Origin of the sequence: Proteiniborus ethanoligenes (assembly GCF_900107485.1) — a bacterium.
GTDB lineage: Bacteria > Bacillota > Clostridia > Tissierellales > Proteiniboraceae > Proteiniborus > Proteiniborus ethanoligenes.
Window position 1 is genome coordinate 40,095 of the sequence record NZ_FNQE01000019.1, and the last position, 15,161, is coordinate 55,255.

Consider the following 15,161-nt stretch of genomic DNA (forward strand, 5'->3'; position numbering starts at 1 on the left):
AGTGCTAGTCTAAACAATTGTAAGGAGGGTGTAATATGATAATAACCACAACACCAAGTGTAGAAGGCAGAAGAATCAAAGAATATAAGGGTATAGTTTTTGGAGAAGTAATTTCAGGAGTGGATTTTATAAAGGATTTTGCTGCTGGACTTACAAACTTTTTTGGAGGACGTTCTCAGTCCTATGAAGGAGAGCTTATAAAGGCTAGGGAAGATGCTCTAAGAGAATTAGAAATGAGAGCCGCTTCAATGGGATGCAATGCTGTAGTCGGAGTAGATATTGACTATGAGGTACTAGGCCAAGGTGGAAACATGCTTATGGTTACTGCTTCAGGAACAGCAGTAGTTATTGAGTAGATACTCATAATAAAACAGCCAGTAATATTCAAAATTACTGGCTGTTTTAAATCCTTTTCAATATTTTACTGAGGATTGTACATTCCTTTGCTTTGCATGTAATTAAAAATACTCTCCCCATGCTGCTGTTCTTCCTTCTGGATATGATTTAATGCTTGACGAATATTTGAGTCTCTAAACTCGAATATTGCTGTGTCGTAGGTTCCAGAAACATATTTTTCTGTGGACAGAAGATCTGTACAAAGATCCGAATCATTTTGGTTAACCATCCCACTTTTTGCGGATGATTGAGTTTGCATATATGTAGCACTTTGGTTGCTTTGCTGCTGATTAGTACTAGGAACCTGACTGCTAAGGATTTGATTAATAGTATTTAGGTGCTGCTCTTCCTGCTTAGCATGAGATTCAAACAGCTGCTTTAGCTGAGGATCCTGAGCCTGAGCTGCATAATTGTTATATTTTTTAATACATAATTCTTCGTGACTTTTTTGATCCTCTAATAGATACTTTTCTTTTTGAGTTAAACTCATCATAAATCCACCTCCTAGCTTTAGGATTTACAATAAGCATATAAATATTCTATAAAAAGATTTTTTAATTATTATTTTATTTATTTAGATTTCAGTACTATGGAACACATGATAGAAATAGTAGCTATTGATTATATAAGAAATATTATATTTTATACCTAGCTTATATAAAAATTTTCTAAGGGTGCTTATTTTACTCTGATCTTGCTCATATACAGAGATTAGACTATTTAGTTTTTCTTTTTCTTGCTGAGTAGAGATTTGCTTAAAGTAACCCCATATATGATAAATGCTATTTAATTCTTCTTTTGTATTAGGAAGAATATTTAGTCCTTTTTCGATTAGATTGTAAAATGCAATAGCAGATATATTTTCTTTATCCTTTAAAAGCTCTCTAATCTGGAGATATGTATTTTGAGAGCGACTAAGTATAAGGTATTTATACCTAGACCATTCTCTTTCTAAGAAAGCTACTGGAACGCTATGACTTATGGAATAAGAACACTTTAAAGCAGAAATATTTTTATCTTTAACCTCAAGCATAATATCTGGACTTACTTCTTTGATTGAATTGTAATAGTCTAGGAATTGAGGCAAAGATATGGTAGTTGAATGAGAGCCTTGTCTTCCCTCTAAACTTTGTTGCGAATAATGAATTTTTTGTCTCCCATCCTTTTCTATCCAAGTCCTCCTGCATATTTTAATCCATTCAAGATCGTCAAGCTCTTTTTCAGGCTTATTGATACTGTGATGCAAATTGTCAAAAACTACTGGAATATCTAAGGCAGTACCTATATCCAGAACTTCTTCAATATTAAAGCATTTTTCATCATTTTCAATAACAAGCCTTTCTTTAATATTTGGGCTTAGAGAACAATAATTTTGAATAAATCTTTTTATAGACTCATTCTTACTGTCGTAAACTCCACCTATGTGAAGAATTATTTTATTAGCACTATCCATGCCTAAAGCATCTAGAAAAAGAGTATGGTATTCTAAATCCTTTATAGCATTTGTTACTACTTGGCTCTTTGGAGAGTTTAAAATAGTATATTGGCCTGGGTGCATGGATACTCTTATATTAGAATTTTTTATTTTTGAACCTATATAATTAAGAAAATCTTTGTATTCATTCCACCATTCTAATCTGTTTATAGGATGGGAGCCAAAGGGAATAATATCAGAGCTAATTCTAAATAGCTTAATACCGTTTTCAATGTTATAATCTATCATTTTGTCTAAAGTATTTAAATTCATCTCAATTATTTTTCTTAAATTTTCTGGGGTAGCATTCTTCAATGTACAGCCTTTGATCCTGTAAATATCAGAGCCGATTATTTGACATGCATAGCCTATAGACATATATAATTACACCCTTCCATATTTAATGATGATATAAGAGATTGTACACTAATCAAAATAGACTAATCAACTATTTTGAAGAAAAACTTTATATGAAATGATAGAGAGGAAATATAAAGGAGTATTTAGTATAAGAACTAAATATTTTCAAAAGAACCATCTTCTATTAGTACATTATATAGAAAGCTATTAAATATTTTTTTAGCTTCTTCTAAATTACTTGCTTCTGTGAAGATCAAACCGGATAAGAAAACAGTGAAAAAATTAGCAATAGAAACAGGATTCAGACTATTTTTAAAAACACCTTTTTGTTTTCCAATTTTAATTAATGATGTAAAAAAGCTTATTCTCATATCTATGATTTGACTAAACCATTTCTGCATTTTTGTATTATTTATATAGTTATACTTGCTAATCATTATCAGGGCATTAATATGTTTGTTTTGAGGATTACATAAATAGTCTACATATTCCTCAATTGCCTTTATGGGATTCTTAGCAGTCTGTATAATCGAACTCATGAGTTTTTTTTGTTTGTTGATTTCATACCTTATACAGCTTTCCCATAGTTCTCTTTTACTAGAAAAATAGTTGTATATAGTAGTCCTATTTATGCCTACTAAATTTGCGATATTATCCATATTGATTTCTTTAAGACCATATATAGAAATTGCTTCTATTGCTTTAATTATAATTAAATCCCTTGTTCCTGAAACAAATAAACCATCTGTAGCAGAGAAACTGTTTAGATGGTTTATTAAATCTTCCTTAGACAAAAAATAGTTATAGAATGTAGATTTACTAATATTACATCTTTGAACAATATTACTTATAGTTAGTGCATCTTCACCATCAGCCTTTAATATTTCTTTTGCACAAGAAAGTATTTTCTGACGATATATATATTCTTTATCCATTAACAATCACTCCATTATTTAGTATGTATTTTCATTACCCATTTTGAAAAGACAGCTTACAAGTGTTATACTAGTACGGCTGATATTTTTAAAATATGCTCTAGGTTATGAAATGTTATTATCCAATGAGGTGAAGCTAAAAAATAGTTAAGATTAATTTAACAAATATAGTGCCTTTATCATAGCATAAAATGTTGACAAAAATGGAAATTGGTACTATAATAGGACGTGGTGTCGTATATAGTACTATACTGTTATATGAAAAATATCCTCATTTATTCAAATTTAAATTAAGAGAATATTTTTTTAAGAGATGTACATAAAATCACAGGTCTAGAGAAAGCACAAATAAAACTATTCTATTAATAAATACTTTGTAAATATACCGTGGTTTTTATGAAACCATGGTTTTTGTTTTATCAATACATTTGACTTAAAACAAATTGACTTAGAGTAGCATTATACTAACAAAAAAAGGGGGAAAATAAATGAAAATTACAGTAGCTAAAAAGATTCTATTTGGCTTCGGAGCATTGGTAATTATTATTATCGGTATTGGCTTGCTAGGAATATACGAATTGTATAACATGAATGACATGTTAAATAGTATGTATGAAGTAGAGTTACAAGGTATATCCAGCATCAAAGAAGCACAGGTAAACTTAATTACAGCACATAGAGCGGAAAAAAACTTAATATTATCTCAGGACCTTAAGGAACAAGCAAATCATACTGAAAACATAAGAGAGTATAGTAAACGATTTGAAGAAGCCATGAAAAAATTCGAGGGAACTATTGCTCTTGATGATATAAGACAAAAATCTGTAGAGATAAATAGACTGTGGGAAGAAGCTAAGCCAGTACAGGAAAGGATTATTCAGCTTAATTCACAGGGTAAATATGATGAGGCTTTTAAATTATCAGGACAAAATAGAGAGATTTTTGACAAAATAGAGGAATACATAGAACTCATTGCAACTCAAAAAGATGAGCAAGCATTAAAAGCATATAATGATAGTGATGCAATATTTAATTATACTACAAAAACTGTTGTTATTATATTAATAGTATGTATTATAATTAGCATTGGTGCAGCATTTATTATTTCAAGGTTAATATCTAAGCCTATTGTAGCTATTGCAAAGTCTGCTGAAGAAATAGCTAATGGGGATTTAACAGTTGAATCTATTAGAGTAAAAAATAATGATGAAATTGGGGAATTAGCAAAATCCTTTAACACAATGGCTGACAGCTTAAGAGATATGATAATGAAAATAGGCCATGCTTCCCAAAGTGTGGCTGCTTATAGTCAGGAGCTCTCTGCCTCCTCTGAGGAAACATCTGCTGCAACTGAGCAGGTAGCAAAAACTATTACTGAATTATCAAATGGAGCCATATCCCAATCTGAAGAACTAGAATCCGTAAGCTCACATTTAGGACAGATTTCTGCTACTATACAACAAACTGCTGCTAACACTGAAACTGTTGTAAATGAAAGCATGAAGGCTTCCGATGCTGCAAACAGGGGAGTAATAGAAGTTGAAAATGCTGTAAATAAAATAGAAAGAGTTAAAGAAGTTTCTATGGAGACTGCTAATGTGATTAACGCCTTAGGAGAACAATCAGAGCAGATTGGACAAATAATAGATGTAATTAAGAGCATAGCAGATCAAACTAACTTATTAGCACTAAATGCAGCAATAGAAGCTGCAAGAGCGGGAGAGCAGGGTAGAGGCTTTGCAGTTGTAGCTGATGAGGTAAGAAAATTAGCAGAAGAGTCCTCTGCTTCTACTCAGCAAATTGAAAAACTAATACATAATATTCAAAATGAGACTAACAAAGCTATAGATGTTATTGAGGCTGGAAGTCAAGAGATTTATGAGGGAGTAGAAGCAGTTAATAAGGCTGGAGACTCTTTTAAAATCATTGTTGAAGAAATTGATATTGTAGTAGAACAAATAGAGGGCATAAGCGTAGCCACACAGCAAATTGCCTCAGGTAGCAATGAAATTGTTAGATCCGTAGATAGTATTGCAGCCATATCTCAGCAAACAGCAGCATCTAGTCAAGAAGTAACCGCTGCATCGGAAGAGCAAACTGCTGCTATGGAAGAGGTTGCAAGCTCTGCTCAAGAACTAGCAAGTTTAGCAGAGGAATTACAAGAAATAATTTCTAGGTTTAACTATTAAGGGTGTAGGTTCTTATACTAATTTTAAAATAGCTAAAGCTATCAATATTACTCCAGATAGCCAGGATAAATCAACCTTAATAGTATTAACTAGCCTTCTACCAATAAATAATCCAGAAACTACAGATATGATGCCAGCTAGAAAAGAAAGTAGGATTGTGAAGATATAATCTATATCCCCTAGGCTGTTTGCAAATCCTACGGCTAAGGAATCAATAGAAAGAGCTACTGCAAGATACAAAGCTTCCTTTGAATTAAGATTTTTAGAATCGTCAAAATCTGCTTTAGTTTCATCTAGATAAATATCAAGAATAAGGTGTAAATTTAAAAGCCTTAGCTTAATTCTTTTATTTGAAGAAGGGTTTTTCTTTAGATAGGTTTTAATTAAGCCTTCAAATAAATAGTACACACCTAATAAAAGGAGTATTACAAAACTTATTGATATAGCAATTTTGCCAGGTATAATGTTTCTTACAATAGAACCTAAAAAAAGAGATACAGCAAGTAGACCTGAACAGATAGTACTTATAATAGAAATAGACAAAAATGGTATTTTTATTCTATTTGTTCCATAGGCAACACTAGCCACAAATGCATCTAAAGATAATACAAATACTAATAACAAGGTTTCTAGCAAATAATATCGCCTCCTTGAATTTAAGGAACTATTAGCATTGTATTCTCTTAGTAGCAAATTGTTACAAGGTAAAATTGATATTTGAAGTCTTTCAGAAATAAGATTTATTTATTGAAATGAAATAATACGAAGAAAAAAAGGATATGCTTTGAAAACTAACATTAAGTGAGAACTAGTTTTCAAAGCATATCCTTAAATATTTTTATACACTTTGTAAGCTTTTCAATATAATTTATTGATAGATTGTCTACCTCATAAAAAAGCTCCTCTAGAGCTTCTTTTTTGTTTAGATAGTAGCTAGAATTATCCTCATTAATTCTAGTGTTTTTTTTGTTAAGATCACGTTCGAAGGAGTTTCTAATATTAGTGGCACCCAAGAGGTAGTCCACAGATACATTAAAAAATTGAGAGATTTTAAGGATAAGGTGTGGATCATTAGGAAACCTTGTTCCCTTCTCATAATTGCTAACTGACTGCCTACTTATACTTAAGAATTTTGCTAATTCATTTTGAGTAAGATCGATTTCTTCTCTTAAAAGCCTTAAACGTTCTGGGAAACTCATAAAATCACCTCTTAAATATCCTAACACAAAACTAATTGTACTGATTTATTATGCTGCAAAAAGAAGAAATATATGATACAATATATACAAATGGAGACAAATAAAAGAAAAAAGGGGAATGAACTATTTAAAAATGTAATTAAAAGACTAGAAGACAAGGCTCCAGAGGGGAATAGGGAGTTCGCAGAAATTACATATGATGAATTAAAGGATGCTCTAGATGAAATAGCTAAAGATTTAGTCTATAATTATTTAATATTTGAAAAGGAGGTAAGTTTTGATATTTTTTTGTCGAATTTAAAGATATATTTATATATCATTAAAAACAGACTATGATTTATTAAGTTTATTATATTAAACTAGGCTACCGAAAATTGGTAGCCCTTATAATGAACAAGTTTTGAGCTTATAGAAATACTAAACTAAAAGATACTGACATAAACAACTTATGTAGTATAATAAATGTTCCCGTCTAATATTTTTTGTATTAGTTACTATAATTCTTGCAATGATAGGTAAAAAGTCCTATAATCTATATATTGAAGTTGGGACAGCAGACTAGTTTTGGACATTAGGTATTAAAACTTCATTGACGCATGAAATGCCATAATAATGAGGTGAAGGTTCAAATGCATACATCTAATATGAATAAGTATTATAGAAAACATTTTTTCGTTTTAATGATTATTTGGCTTATATCTCTATTTTCATTATCAATATTTTCCTATTATAAATTTAGCTCTGATCTAAAAAATGAGCTAGGAAATCAGGCAATGCTTATAGCTATAGATATTGCTGAAAGGCTAAGTATAGAGGAAAAAGAAATAGATAGACTTTTATCCTTAGACTTTAACCAATTGCTTAAGGATAATATAAATATTGAATTTGAAAAAAAAGCTCGTGCTGTAATGAATTATTCAAATATAAAATACATATATTTTGTTTCTCCTATTGATGATTCGAGAGTAAAGTATGTAGTAGAAGAAGGGGAGGAGGGCATATATAGCAGTCCAGCAGGCACTCCATTAAATATTGTATATTTGTTAGATGCAGTAGAGAGCCAGGAAACAAGATTGAAGGATACAAATGGTAGTTGGTATGTGGATAAGGATAGATACACTGTTAGAACTGAGAGATTAAAAAAAGCCATCACATATGATCGTCCTTCTTATTATATTAATGCAGATCAATGGGGCTCATATATTACCGGCTATGCTCATGTGTATACAGAAGATGGAAAAGACTTAGGATTAATAGGAGTAGATATTATACTAGACAAATATCAGGCTTCTATTAAGAAATATTTAATTATTATTAGTGGATTTGTTTTTACAAACATAGGCATAGGTATATTTGCTATAATTCTAATATTTACAGTTAAAAAGTCAGAGGAACAGATTTATGAAAAGACTGTATTATCATGTACAGACGAACTTACTTCAATATTAAACCGAAGAGGCTTTATAGAATTACTTGAAGAAGAATTACAAAAAAGCATTAAAGATAAGAGACAAATTTCCCTGCTGCTACTAGATGTTGATTATTTTAAGGAGTTTAACGATGCATATGGTCATTTAGCTGGAGATGATGCTTTAAGAAAAATAGCGACCTTACTAAAAGAAAAGGCCAATGAATATGAAGGATTTGCGGGACGCTATGGTGGAGATGAGTTTGCTATTTTGCTTCCTGACATAGATAGGGAAAAAGCAGAGGAAGTAGCAAACACTATAGTAAATGAAATAGGAGAGTTGTATAAAGTAGAGTCTTCTCAAAGGGGAATTCCTTTTAATACAGTAAGCATAGGAGTAACAAGCTTTGTTCCGGAGGAGGAAGTTACCATACAAACCTTAATTGACTATGCAGACACTGCACTTTATAAATCAAAAAGATATGGGCGCAATAGAGCATATGTTTTAGAAAAAAGTCCGTTGTGTAGTACAAAAGAGTAAAATAAGAGGAAAAGCATAGAATAGCTACAACAAAAGCTTTCGTGATTGTGCTTTTAAGTAAAATTTTCATATTCTTAATAAAAAATATGTTGTTTTATAAAGGAATTTTGATAAAAATGTAGAAAAATAATAAAGGTAAGATAGAATAACTGACGAAAACTATTTATAAGGGGGAATTGTTATGAAATCACTTAAAGGTACAAAAACTGCTGAAAATCTTATGAAAGCCTTTGCTGGAGAATCTCAAGCTAGAAACAGATATACTTATTATGCTTCTGTTGCAAAAAAAGAAGGCTATGTTCAAATTTCAAATTTATTTTTAGAAACAGCCGATAACGAGAAGGAGCATGCAAAGAGATTTTTTAAATTCCTTAAGGAAAGCTTAGAAGGTGAAATGGTAGAGATTAACGCATCCTATCCTGTAGGATTGTCAGATACTAAAGCAAATTTATTGTCAGCTGCAAATGGGGAAAATGAAGAATGGACCGAGCTTTACCCTCATTTTGCTAATGTAGCAGAGGAAGAAGGCTTCCCAGCTGTAGCAGTAGCATTTAGAAAAATAGCAGAAGTAGAAAAACATCATGAGGCTAGATATAGAAAGCTATTAGACAATATAGAAAAAGACCAAGTATTTAAGAAGGATACAGTTAAGCAATGGAAGTGCAATAACTGTGGCTATATCCATACTGGGGAAGAAGCACCAGATATGTGTCCTGCGTGTATTCACCCAAAGGATCACTTTGAGGTATTTGTAGAAGCTTATTAATAAAATGTAGAGCTAATAAAACTGTAGATTATCGTAATTGATATCTACAGTTTTTATCATATAATTAAAATAATGTTTAGATTAAATAAAGATGATGAATAAATATAGTGTTAATATACTATATAAAACTTACAGGAGGAAATCTATGAGCTATAAAATAACAGAAGGGGTCACTTGGGTAGGGAAGATACATCCTGATTTTGGACAGGTATTTGGGAAAAAGCTGTCTACAAAAATAGGGACTACATATAATTCTTTTTTAATAAAAGATGAAAAAAATGTGTTAATAGATACTGTATGGAGTCCATTAGGGAAAGAGTTTGTATCTGATTTAAAGAAAGAAATTGATTTAAAAGAAATTGACTATATAGTTATTACTCATGGCGAGCTAGATCATAGTGGTGCATTAGAAGATTTAATGGAGGAAATTCCCCATACTCCAATATTCTGTACAGGGGCATCTATATGCTCATTAAAGGGACAATTCCATAAGGACTGGAACTTTATTCAGGTAAAGACTGGAGATGAACTAATTATTGGAGAAAGAAAATTGATTTTTTATGAATCTAAAATGCTCCATTGGCCTGATAGTATGTTTGTTTACATGACAAAAGATAATATCTTATTTAGTACAGATGTTTTTGGACAAAACTATTCTGCACATGAAAGCTTGTTGTTTGACGATTGCTTAGACGGGGAAGAATTGTACCAAAGGGCATTAAAGGTTTATGTAAATCTTTTTGCATCTTATAACAAAATAGTTAATAAAAAAATTGAAGAGCTAAAAAACTTAAACCTAGATATTAAAATAATATGTCCCAGCCATGGAGTCACCTGGAGAAGCAATCCATGGTATATTATAGATAAATATGCACAGTGGTCTAATGATTATGAGGAAAACCAAATAACTATAGCTTATGAAACCTTGCGTGGAAGTACAGAGAAAATGGCTCAATATATAGAGGAAGGTATAAAGCAAGTGTGGAGTGAGATTAAAGTCAAATTATGCAATTTAGCCCACATGGATAATAGCGATATCATTGTTGAGATATTTAAATCAAAGGCAGTTTTACTAGGGTCGCCTACTATGAATAACGGAATATTTCCTTCTATAGCTGGACTTATAGAGCTAATAAAGGGAACCAAGCTAAAGGACAAACATTATTCTGCTTTTGGAAGCTATGGCTGGAGTGGTGAATCAGTAGGTCAGATTATTGAAGATTTCAAAAGATATAATTTTAGAGTAATAGACGAAGGAATCAAACAGCTATGGGCTCCTGATGAGGATGCTAAAAATAGATGCATAGAGTTCGGAAAAAGCTTTGCCAATAAAATTAAAGACAGTGATAAAAAAGAAATATAAATTGGAACTTTTCGTGAATAACTTCGTCAAACTATTGTAAATACTTTAAACATACATAGTTAATCAGGAAGGAGAATTCAAATGAAAAGACGAGTTAAAATGATAGGAACATTAACTTTAGCATTAGTAATGGCTTCACCTTTAACACCAATCTATGCTTCAACAGCGGAGGAAACTAATTTTCTTGTGAGAGATCATATTGCCTTAGAAGAAATATCAAACCTAAAGGATGAAAAGATGAATTATTTAAGCTATGAGGGTGTTGTCAAAGAAATAAGAACAAATGGAGTTTATCTATCTGTTTCATTAGAAAATGAAGGAGAAATTACAGCTGTATTTAATATTTTTGATGATACTCCTATTGTAGATCAAGCATCAAAAGAAGCCTTAAAAGGCCCTGAATTAAAAAATGGTCAAAAAATTATAGGATACTATAGAAAAGACATGCCGATGCTAATGATATATCCACCTATGATAAGTCCAGATTTAGTCATAGTAAAGGACCAGGAGGATAAGGACTTTATTAAATATTCATATTTTAATGAAGAGCTAGTAAGCGAGGATAATTTTCTTAAGCTAAATGTTTCTGATGAAACAATAATTACAGATCAATATGGAGAAAAGCTAGGCGTAGAAGACTTATATAATAAAGATTTAGTAGTATTTTATTCAGCTACAACTAAGAGCATTCCAGCCCAGACAAATCCAAGCAAAATCATAATACTTAGTAAAAAATCAAGCGAAAGCTCAGAGTTTATAGACATTGACGAAGTAATTAAGGCTGAAAGCTATAAAGAAGATGGTATCACAATGATTCCTTTAAGAAAAATAGCAGAGGCTTTAGAGTATAAAGTAGAGTGGAATAATGAAAGCAGAAGTGTTTTATTAACAAGAGGCAATAGCTCATTTACAATTAGTATAGGTCAAGAAAAGTTTGGATATAACAAGAGCATAGGGGTGTTTGAAAAAGCTCCTGTGATCAAGGATGGAAAAACCTATGTACCACAATCCTTTATGGAAAATTTGAAATAAATCGGTTCATATAATATAAATGTAATTAACCCTTAGATTTACTGTGCAACTCTAGGTAAGATGTAAATCTAAGGGTTTTATTTTGTTTTCAAAGTAAATGTTTAATCTAAACTAAAAATGGTATAATATCCTTGACATATGTTTAACATTAAAAACAACAAGGGTGATTGTATGAATATAAAAATATTCAATGGTTTTCAGTTGAAAATTATAATGGCTGCCCTAATGCTATTAGACCATATTGCTCAGTTTATACCCAATATGCCTATTTGGTTTCATTATTTGGGCAGAATTGTAGCTCCTATTTTTTTCTTTATTCTTGTTGAGGGTTTTATACATACAAGCGATAGGAAAAAGTATATGAATAGACTTTTTTTATGGGGATTTATTATGTATGGAGGATCAAGATTATTAGAGCTTATTCTACCCTACGAAGCAAGTATTCCAAACAATATTTTCTTGTCTTTAGGACTTTGCTTTACCCTACTATACCTTATAGACCTCATAAAAGAAGATGATGGAAGAAATAAAACTAAACTCAAAATTTACGCAGTGCTAACTGCTGCCATATCATTGTTCACAGAGGCTTCTTATTTAGGTATAGGCATGGTGCTTATTTTTTATTATTATAGAGAAAAGAAGTTAGCTCTTTCTATAGGGTATATTGTTTTGTCCAGTATATTCATAATAGGAGACTTTTCCTATGAAAATATTTTTTTAATAAACTATCAATGGATGATGGTGTTTTCATTACCATTTATACTTACGTACAATGGCGAAAGAGGCAAAAGCCTAAAATACTTTTTCTATGTATTTTACCCTATACATATTTGGGTATTATATATTATAGGGTATTTTCTACATAATACATATTGAAAATGTTAAGGGAATTTATATAATGAAAGGAAGTTTAAGATGGACAAGACTATAGCACTGGAAGAGCTGCAACTTCATCTGGATTTTTTTAAGAAAATGTATCAAGTAGTGAGGATAGTAGATCCCACTACGAAAAAAGTATTAAACTATAATGATAAATCCATAGAATATACGGATGGAATTTGTTATTCTTATTGGGAAAATGATAGCATGTGTGAAAATTGTGTATCTATGAGAGCGTTTTTTAGCAAGGATACGGTATATAAGCTAGAATACCTATCTGATAAGGTATATATGATTACGGCCATACCTATAAGGTCGACGGATGGCTTAGTTATTTTAGAGCTATTAAAAGATGTAACTCATACTATGCTTATAGATACAGAGGATAATGAAAAGGCACATAATATTAAGAGCTATATATCAAACATGAATGATATGGTAGTTAAAGATCCTTTAACAGGTCTATATAATAGAAGATTTATAGATGAAAGACTTCCAGTGGATATTATTCAAAGCCTCTTAAACGAAAAGCCATTATCCATTATAATGACGGATATAGATCAGTTTAAAGCTATAAACGATGAGCTTGGACATATAGAAGGAGATTCTAAAATTAAACAATACGGAGAGATATTGAAAAGTTCCATTAGACTAGAGAATGATTGGGTGGCTAGATATGGTGGAGATGAATTTTTAATATGCCTAAACAATACAGACAACGATACGGCATATTCAATAGCAGAAAGAATAAGAAAGAAAATAGAAAGGGACATGTCTTTAAATAAACATGGGAATATAAATATTACTGGTTCCTTTGGAATATGCACTATGTATAAAGAAGAAATGACTGCTGAGGACATGATGAAAACAGCTGATAATAACCTGTTTATAGCTAAGGAAAAAGGAAAAAATATAGTCATAAGATAAAGCATGGATTTAATAATAATCCATGCTTTATAATAATAAAGAAAAGAATATTGGGGGAGATAGGGTGGATTTAATATTAATTAATGGGAAGATTCATACAATGGATTTATCTATACCAGAGGCAGAGGCTGTTGCAGTTAATGGAAATAAAATATATAAAGTTGGGAGCAATGCCGAAATACTATCCTTAAAAGATGAAAATACAAGAGCTATAGATTTAAAGGGAAGAGTTTTAGTGCCAGGCTTTAACGATAGCCATATGCATTTATTAGGCTTTGGGTACTTTTTAAACATGGTAGACTTAAGCCATTGTAAATCAATAGAAGAAATAATCCAAAAAACTAAGGAGTTTATAGAGACAAAAACCATAGAAAAGGGTTCATGGGTACGTGGCAGAGGATGGAACCATGATTATTTTGAGAGAGAAAATAGATTTCCCACTAGATATGATTTAGATAAAATATCTACTGAACATCCTATAGTATTGACTAGGGCATGTGGTCATATTTGTGTTGCCAATAGTAAAGCTATTGAAATATCAGGATTAAGTAATGAAACAGACCAGGTAGAAGGAGGATACTTTGACACAGATGAACCAGGAAATCCCCTAGGTATATTTAGAGAAAATGCCCTAGATTTAATATATAAGCCAATACCAAGTCCAGAGCCCTATGAGGTAAAGGAAATGATTAAAGGAGCAATGGCATACGCAAATGCAAAGGGGCTTACTTCTGTGCAAAGTGATGACTTTGGCTCTATCCCTGGTTATAGTTTTAAGGAAGTCATTGAAATATACAATGAATTGAAGGAAAAAGGAGAACTAACAGTTAGAGTTTATGAACAATGCTTATTACCTACTGCTGAAATGCTTAATGAATTTATAAAGCAAGGATATACTACAGGTTACGGAGACGAAATGTTTAAAATAGGCCCATTAAAGCTCCTTGGAGATGGTTCTCTAGGGGCTAGGACTGCTGCGTTATGTCAGCCTTATACAGATGATTTTTCTACTGCAGGTATACTTGTATTTACCCAAGATGAATTAGATGAATTAGTAGCAAAGGCTCATGACAATGGAATGCAGGTGGCTCTTCATGCTATAGGCGACAAGACAATGTATATGGCCTTCAATGCAATAGAAAAAGCCTTAAAAGGGAGACCAAATCCAGACCATAGACATGGCATAGTACATTGCCAAATTACAGATGAAGAATTAATTAACAAATTTAAGGCTCTAAAAGCAATTGCCTATATACAGCCGATTTTCCTTCATTATGACATGCATATAGTGGAGAACAGATTAGGAGTAGAGAGAGCAAGGAAAACTTATGCATTTAAATCTATGGTGGATAGAGGTGTTCATGTAGCTTTAGGTACAGATTGTCCTGTGGAACCATTAGATGTTATGCCTTCTATATATTGTGCAGTAACTAGAAAGGATTTAAAAGGATTTCCAAAGAGGGGCTGGCTACCAGAGGAAAGTTTAACGGTAGAAGAGGCCCTATATGGCTATACAATGGGAAGTGCCTATGCTTCATTTGAAGAAAATATTAAAGGCTCTATTACAGAGGGAAAGCTTGCAGACATGGTTGTATTGTCTGAAGACATATTCAGTATCCTTCCAGATAAAATAAAGGACATAGCAGTTGAAATGACTATTCTAGGTGGAGAAATTGTTTACGAAAGATAAGA

General features: G+C 31.6%; 15 protein-coding genes. 10 read left to right on the forward strand and 5 right to left on the reverse strand.

All coding sequences use genetic code 11. From position 1 onward, the window contains the following. The first annotated feature begins 35 nt into the window (after positions 1 to 35). A complete protein-coding gene (locus tag BLV37_RS09005; protein WP_091730252.1) occupies positions 36 to 356 on the forward strand; it encodes a putative heavy metal-binding protein in 321 nt (106 codons plus the stop codon). Between the two features lie 65 nt (positions 357 to 421). Here BLV37_RS09005 and BLV37_RS09010 read toward each other — a convergent pair whose 3' ends face one another. The 3 genes from BLV37_RS09010 to BLV37_RS09020 form a co-directional block, all read right to left on the reverse strand. Continuing rightward, the gene (locus BLV37_RS09010; RefSeq protein WP_091730255.1) at positions 422 to 889 is read right to left on the reverse strand and encodes a demethoxyubiquinone hydroxylase family protein; all 468 of its coding nucleotides are present in this window, start codon (positions 887 to 889) and stop codon (positions 422 to 424) included. Positions 890 to 970: 81 nt separating this feature from the next. Continuing rightward, positions 971 to 2,248 (reverse strand): UV DNA damage repair endonuclease UvsE, encoded by a 1,278-nt coding sequence (gene uvsE / locus BLV37_RS09015; protein ID WP_091730258.1) that lies wholly within the window; start codon positions 2,246 to 2,248, stop codon positions 971 to 973. 137 nt (positions 2,249 to 2,385) lie between these two features. Then, positions 2,386 to 3,165, reverse strand: a complete 780-nt coding sequence (locus BLV37_RS09020; protein WP_091730261.1) for a TetR/AcrR family transcriptional regulator — start codon at positions 3,163 to 3,165, stop codon at positions 2,386 to 2,388. A gap of 488 nt (positions 3,166 to 3,653) precedes the next feature. Between BLV37_RS09020 and BLV37_RS09025 the strand changes: the two genes are divergently transcribed. Continuing rightward, on the forward strand, positions 3,654 to 5,354 hold the full coding sequence (locus BLV37_RS09025; RefSeq protein WP_091730264.1) for a methyl-accepting chemotaxis protein: 1,701 nt from the start codon (positions 3,654 to 3,656) through the stop codon (positions 5,352 to 5,354). Positions 5,355 to 5,366: 12 nt separating this feature from the next. Here the strand turns inward: BLV37_RS09025 and ytaF are convergent, their stop codons facing one another. Continuing rightward, the gene (gene ytaF / locus BLV37_RS09030; protein WP_091730266.1) at positions 5,367 to 5,990 is read right to left on the reverse strand and encodes a sporulation membrane protein YtaF; all 624 of its coding nucleotides are present in this window, start codon (positions 5,988 to 5,990) and stop codon (positions 5,367 to 5,369) included. Positions 5,991 to 6,169: 179 nt separating this feature from the next. Beyond that, entirely contained in the window at positions 6,170 to 6,553 is a 384-nt protein-coding gene (locus BLV37_RS09035; protein ID WP_091730269.1) for a helix-turn-helix domain-containing protein, read from the reverse strand. A 90-nt stretch (positions 6,554 to 6,643) separates the two neighbouring features. Here BLV37_RS09035 and BLV37_RS09040 point away from each other — a divergent pair, with 90 nt between their 5' ends. The 8 genes from BLV37_RS09040 to BLV37_RS09075 all read left to right on the forward strand — a co-directional run bounded on the left by BLV37_RS09040 (position 6,644) and on the right by BLV37_RS09075 (position 15,159). Then, on the forward strand, positions 6,644 to 6,889 hold the full coding sequence (locus tag BLV37_RS09040; RefSeq protein WP_208975239.1) for a hypothetical protein: 246 nt from the start codon (positions 6,644 to 6,646) through the stop codon (positions 6,887 to 6,889). 308 nt (positions 6,890 to 7,197) lie between these two features. After that, a complete protein-coding gene (locus BLV37_RS09045; protein WP_176967934.1) occupies positions 7,198 to 8,502 on the forward strand; it encodes a GGDEF domain-containing protein in 1,305 nt (434 codons plus the stop codon). Positions 8,503 to 8,683: 181 nt separating this feature from the next. Continuing rightward, positions 8,684 to 9,268 (forward strand): rubrerythrin, encoded by a 585-nt coding sequence (gene rbr, locus BLV37_RS09050; RefSeq protein ID WP_091730276.1) that lies wholly within the window; start codon positions 8,684 to 8,686, stop codon positions 9,266 to 9,268. A 145-nt stretch (positions 9,269 to 9,413) separates the two neighbouring features. Continuing rightward, the gene (locus BLV37_RS09055; RefSeq protein ID WP_091730279.1) at positions 9,414 to 10,631 is read left to right on the forward strand and encodes an oxygen-binding di-iron domain-containing protein; all 1,218 of its coding nucleotides are present in this window, start codon (positions 9,414 to 9,416) and stop codon (positions 10,629 to 10,631) included. An 81-nt stretch (positions 10,632 to 10,712) separates the two neighbouring features. Then, on the forward strand, positions 10,713 to 11,663 hold the full coding sequence (locus tag BLV37_RS09060) for a copper amine oxidase N-terminal domain-containing protein (RefSeq protein ID WP_091730282.1): 951 nt from the start codon (positions 10,713 to 10,715) through the stop codon (positions 11,661 to 11,663). A 171-nt stretch (positions 11,664 to 11,834) separates the two neighbouring features. Further along, a complete protein-coding gene (locus BLV37_RS09065; protein ID WP_091730284.1) occupies positions 11,835 to 12,539 on the forward strand; it encodes a TraX family protein in 705 nt (234 codons plus the stop codon). A 39-nt stretch (positions 12,540 to 12,578) separates the two neighbouring features. Then, entirely contained in the window at positions 12,579 to 13,469 is an 891-nt protein-coding gene (locus BLV37_RS09070) for a GGDEF domain-containing protein (protein ID WP_091730287.1), read from the forward strand. Between the two features lie 64 nt (positions 13,470 to 13,533). Continuing rightward, positions 13,534 to 15,159 carry an amidohydrolase gene (locus BLV37_RS09075; RefSeq protein WP_244270510.1) on the forward strand — a complete coding sequence of 542 codons (1,626 nt, stop codon included), beginning with the start codon at positions 13,534 to 13,536 and terminating at the stop codon, positions 15,157 to 15,159. Positions 15,160 to 15,161: the final 2 nt, after the last annotated feature.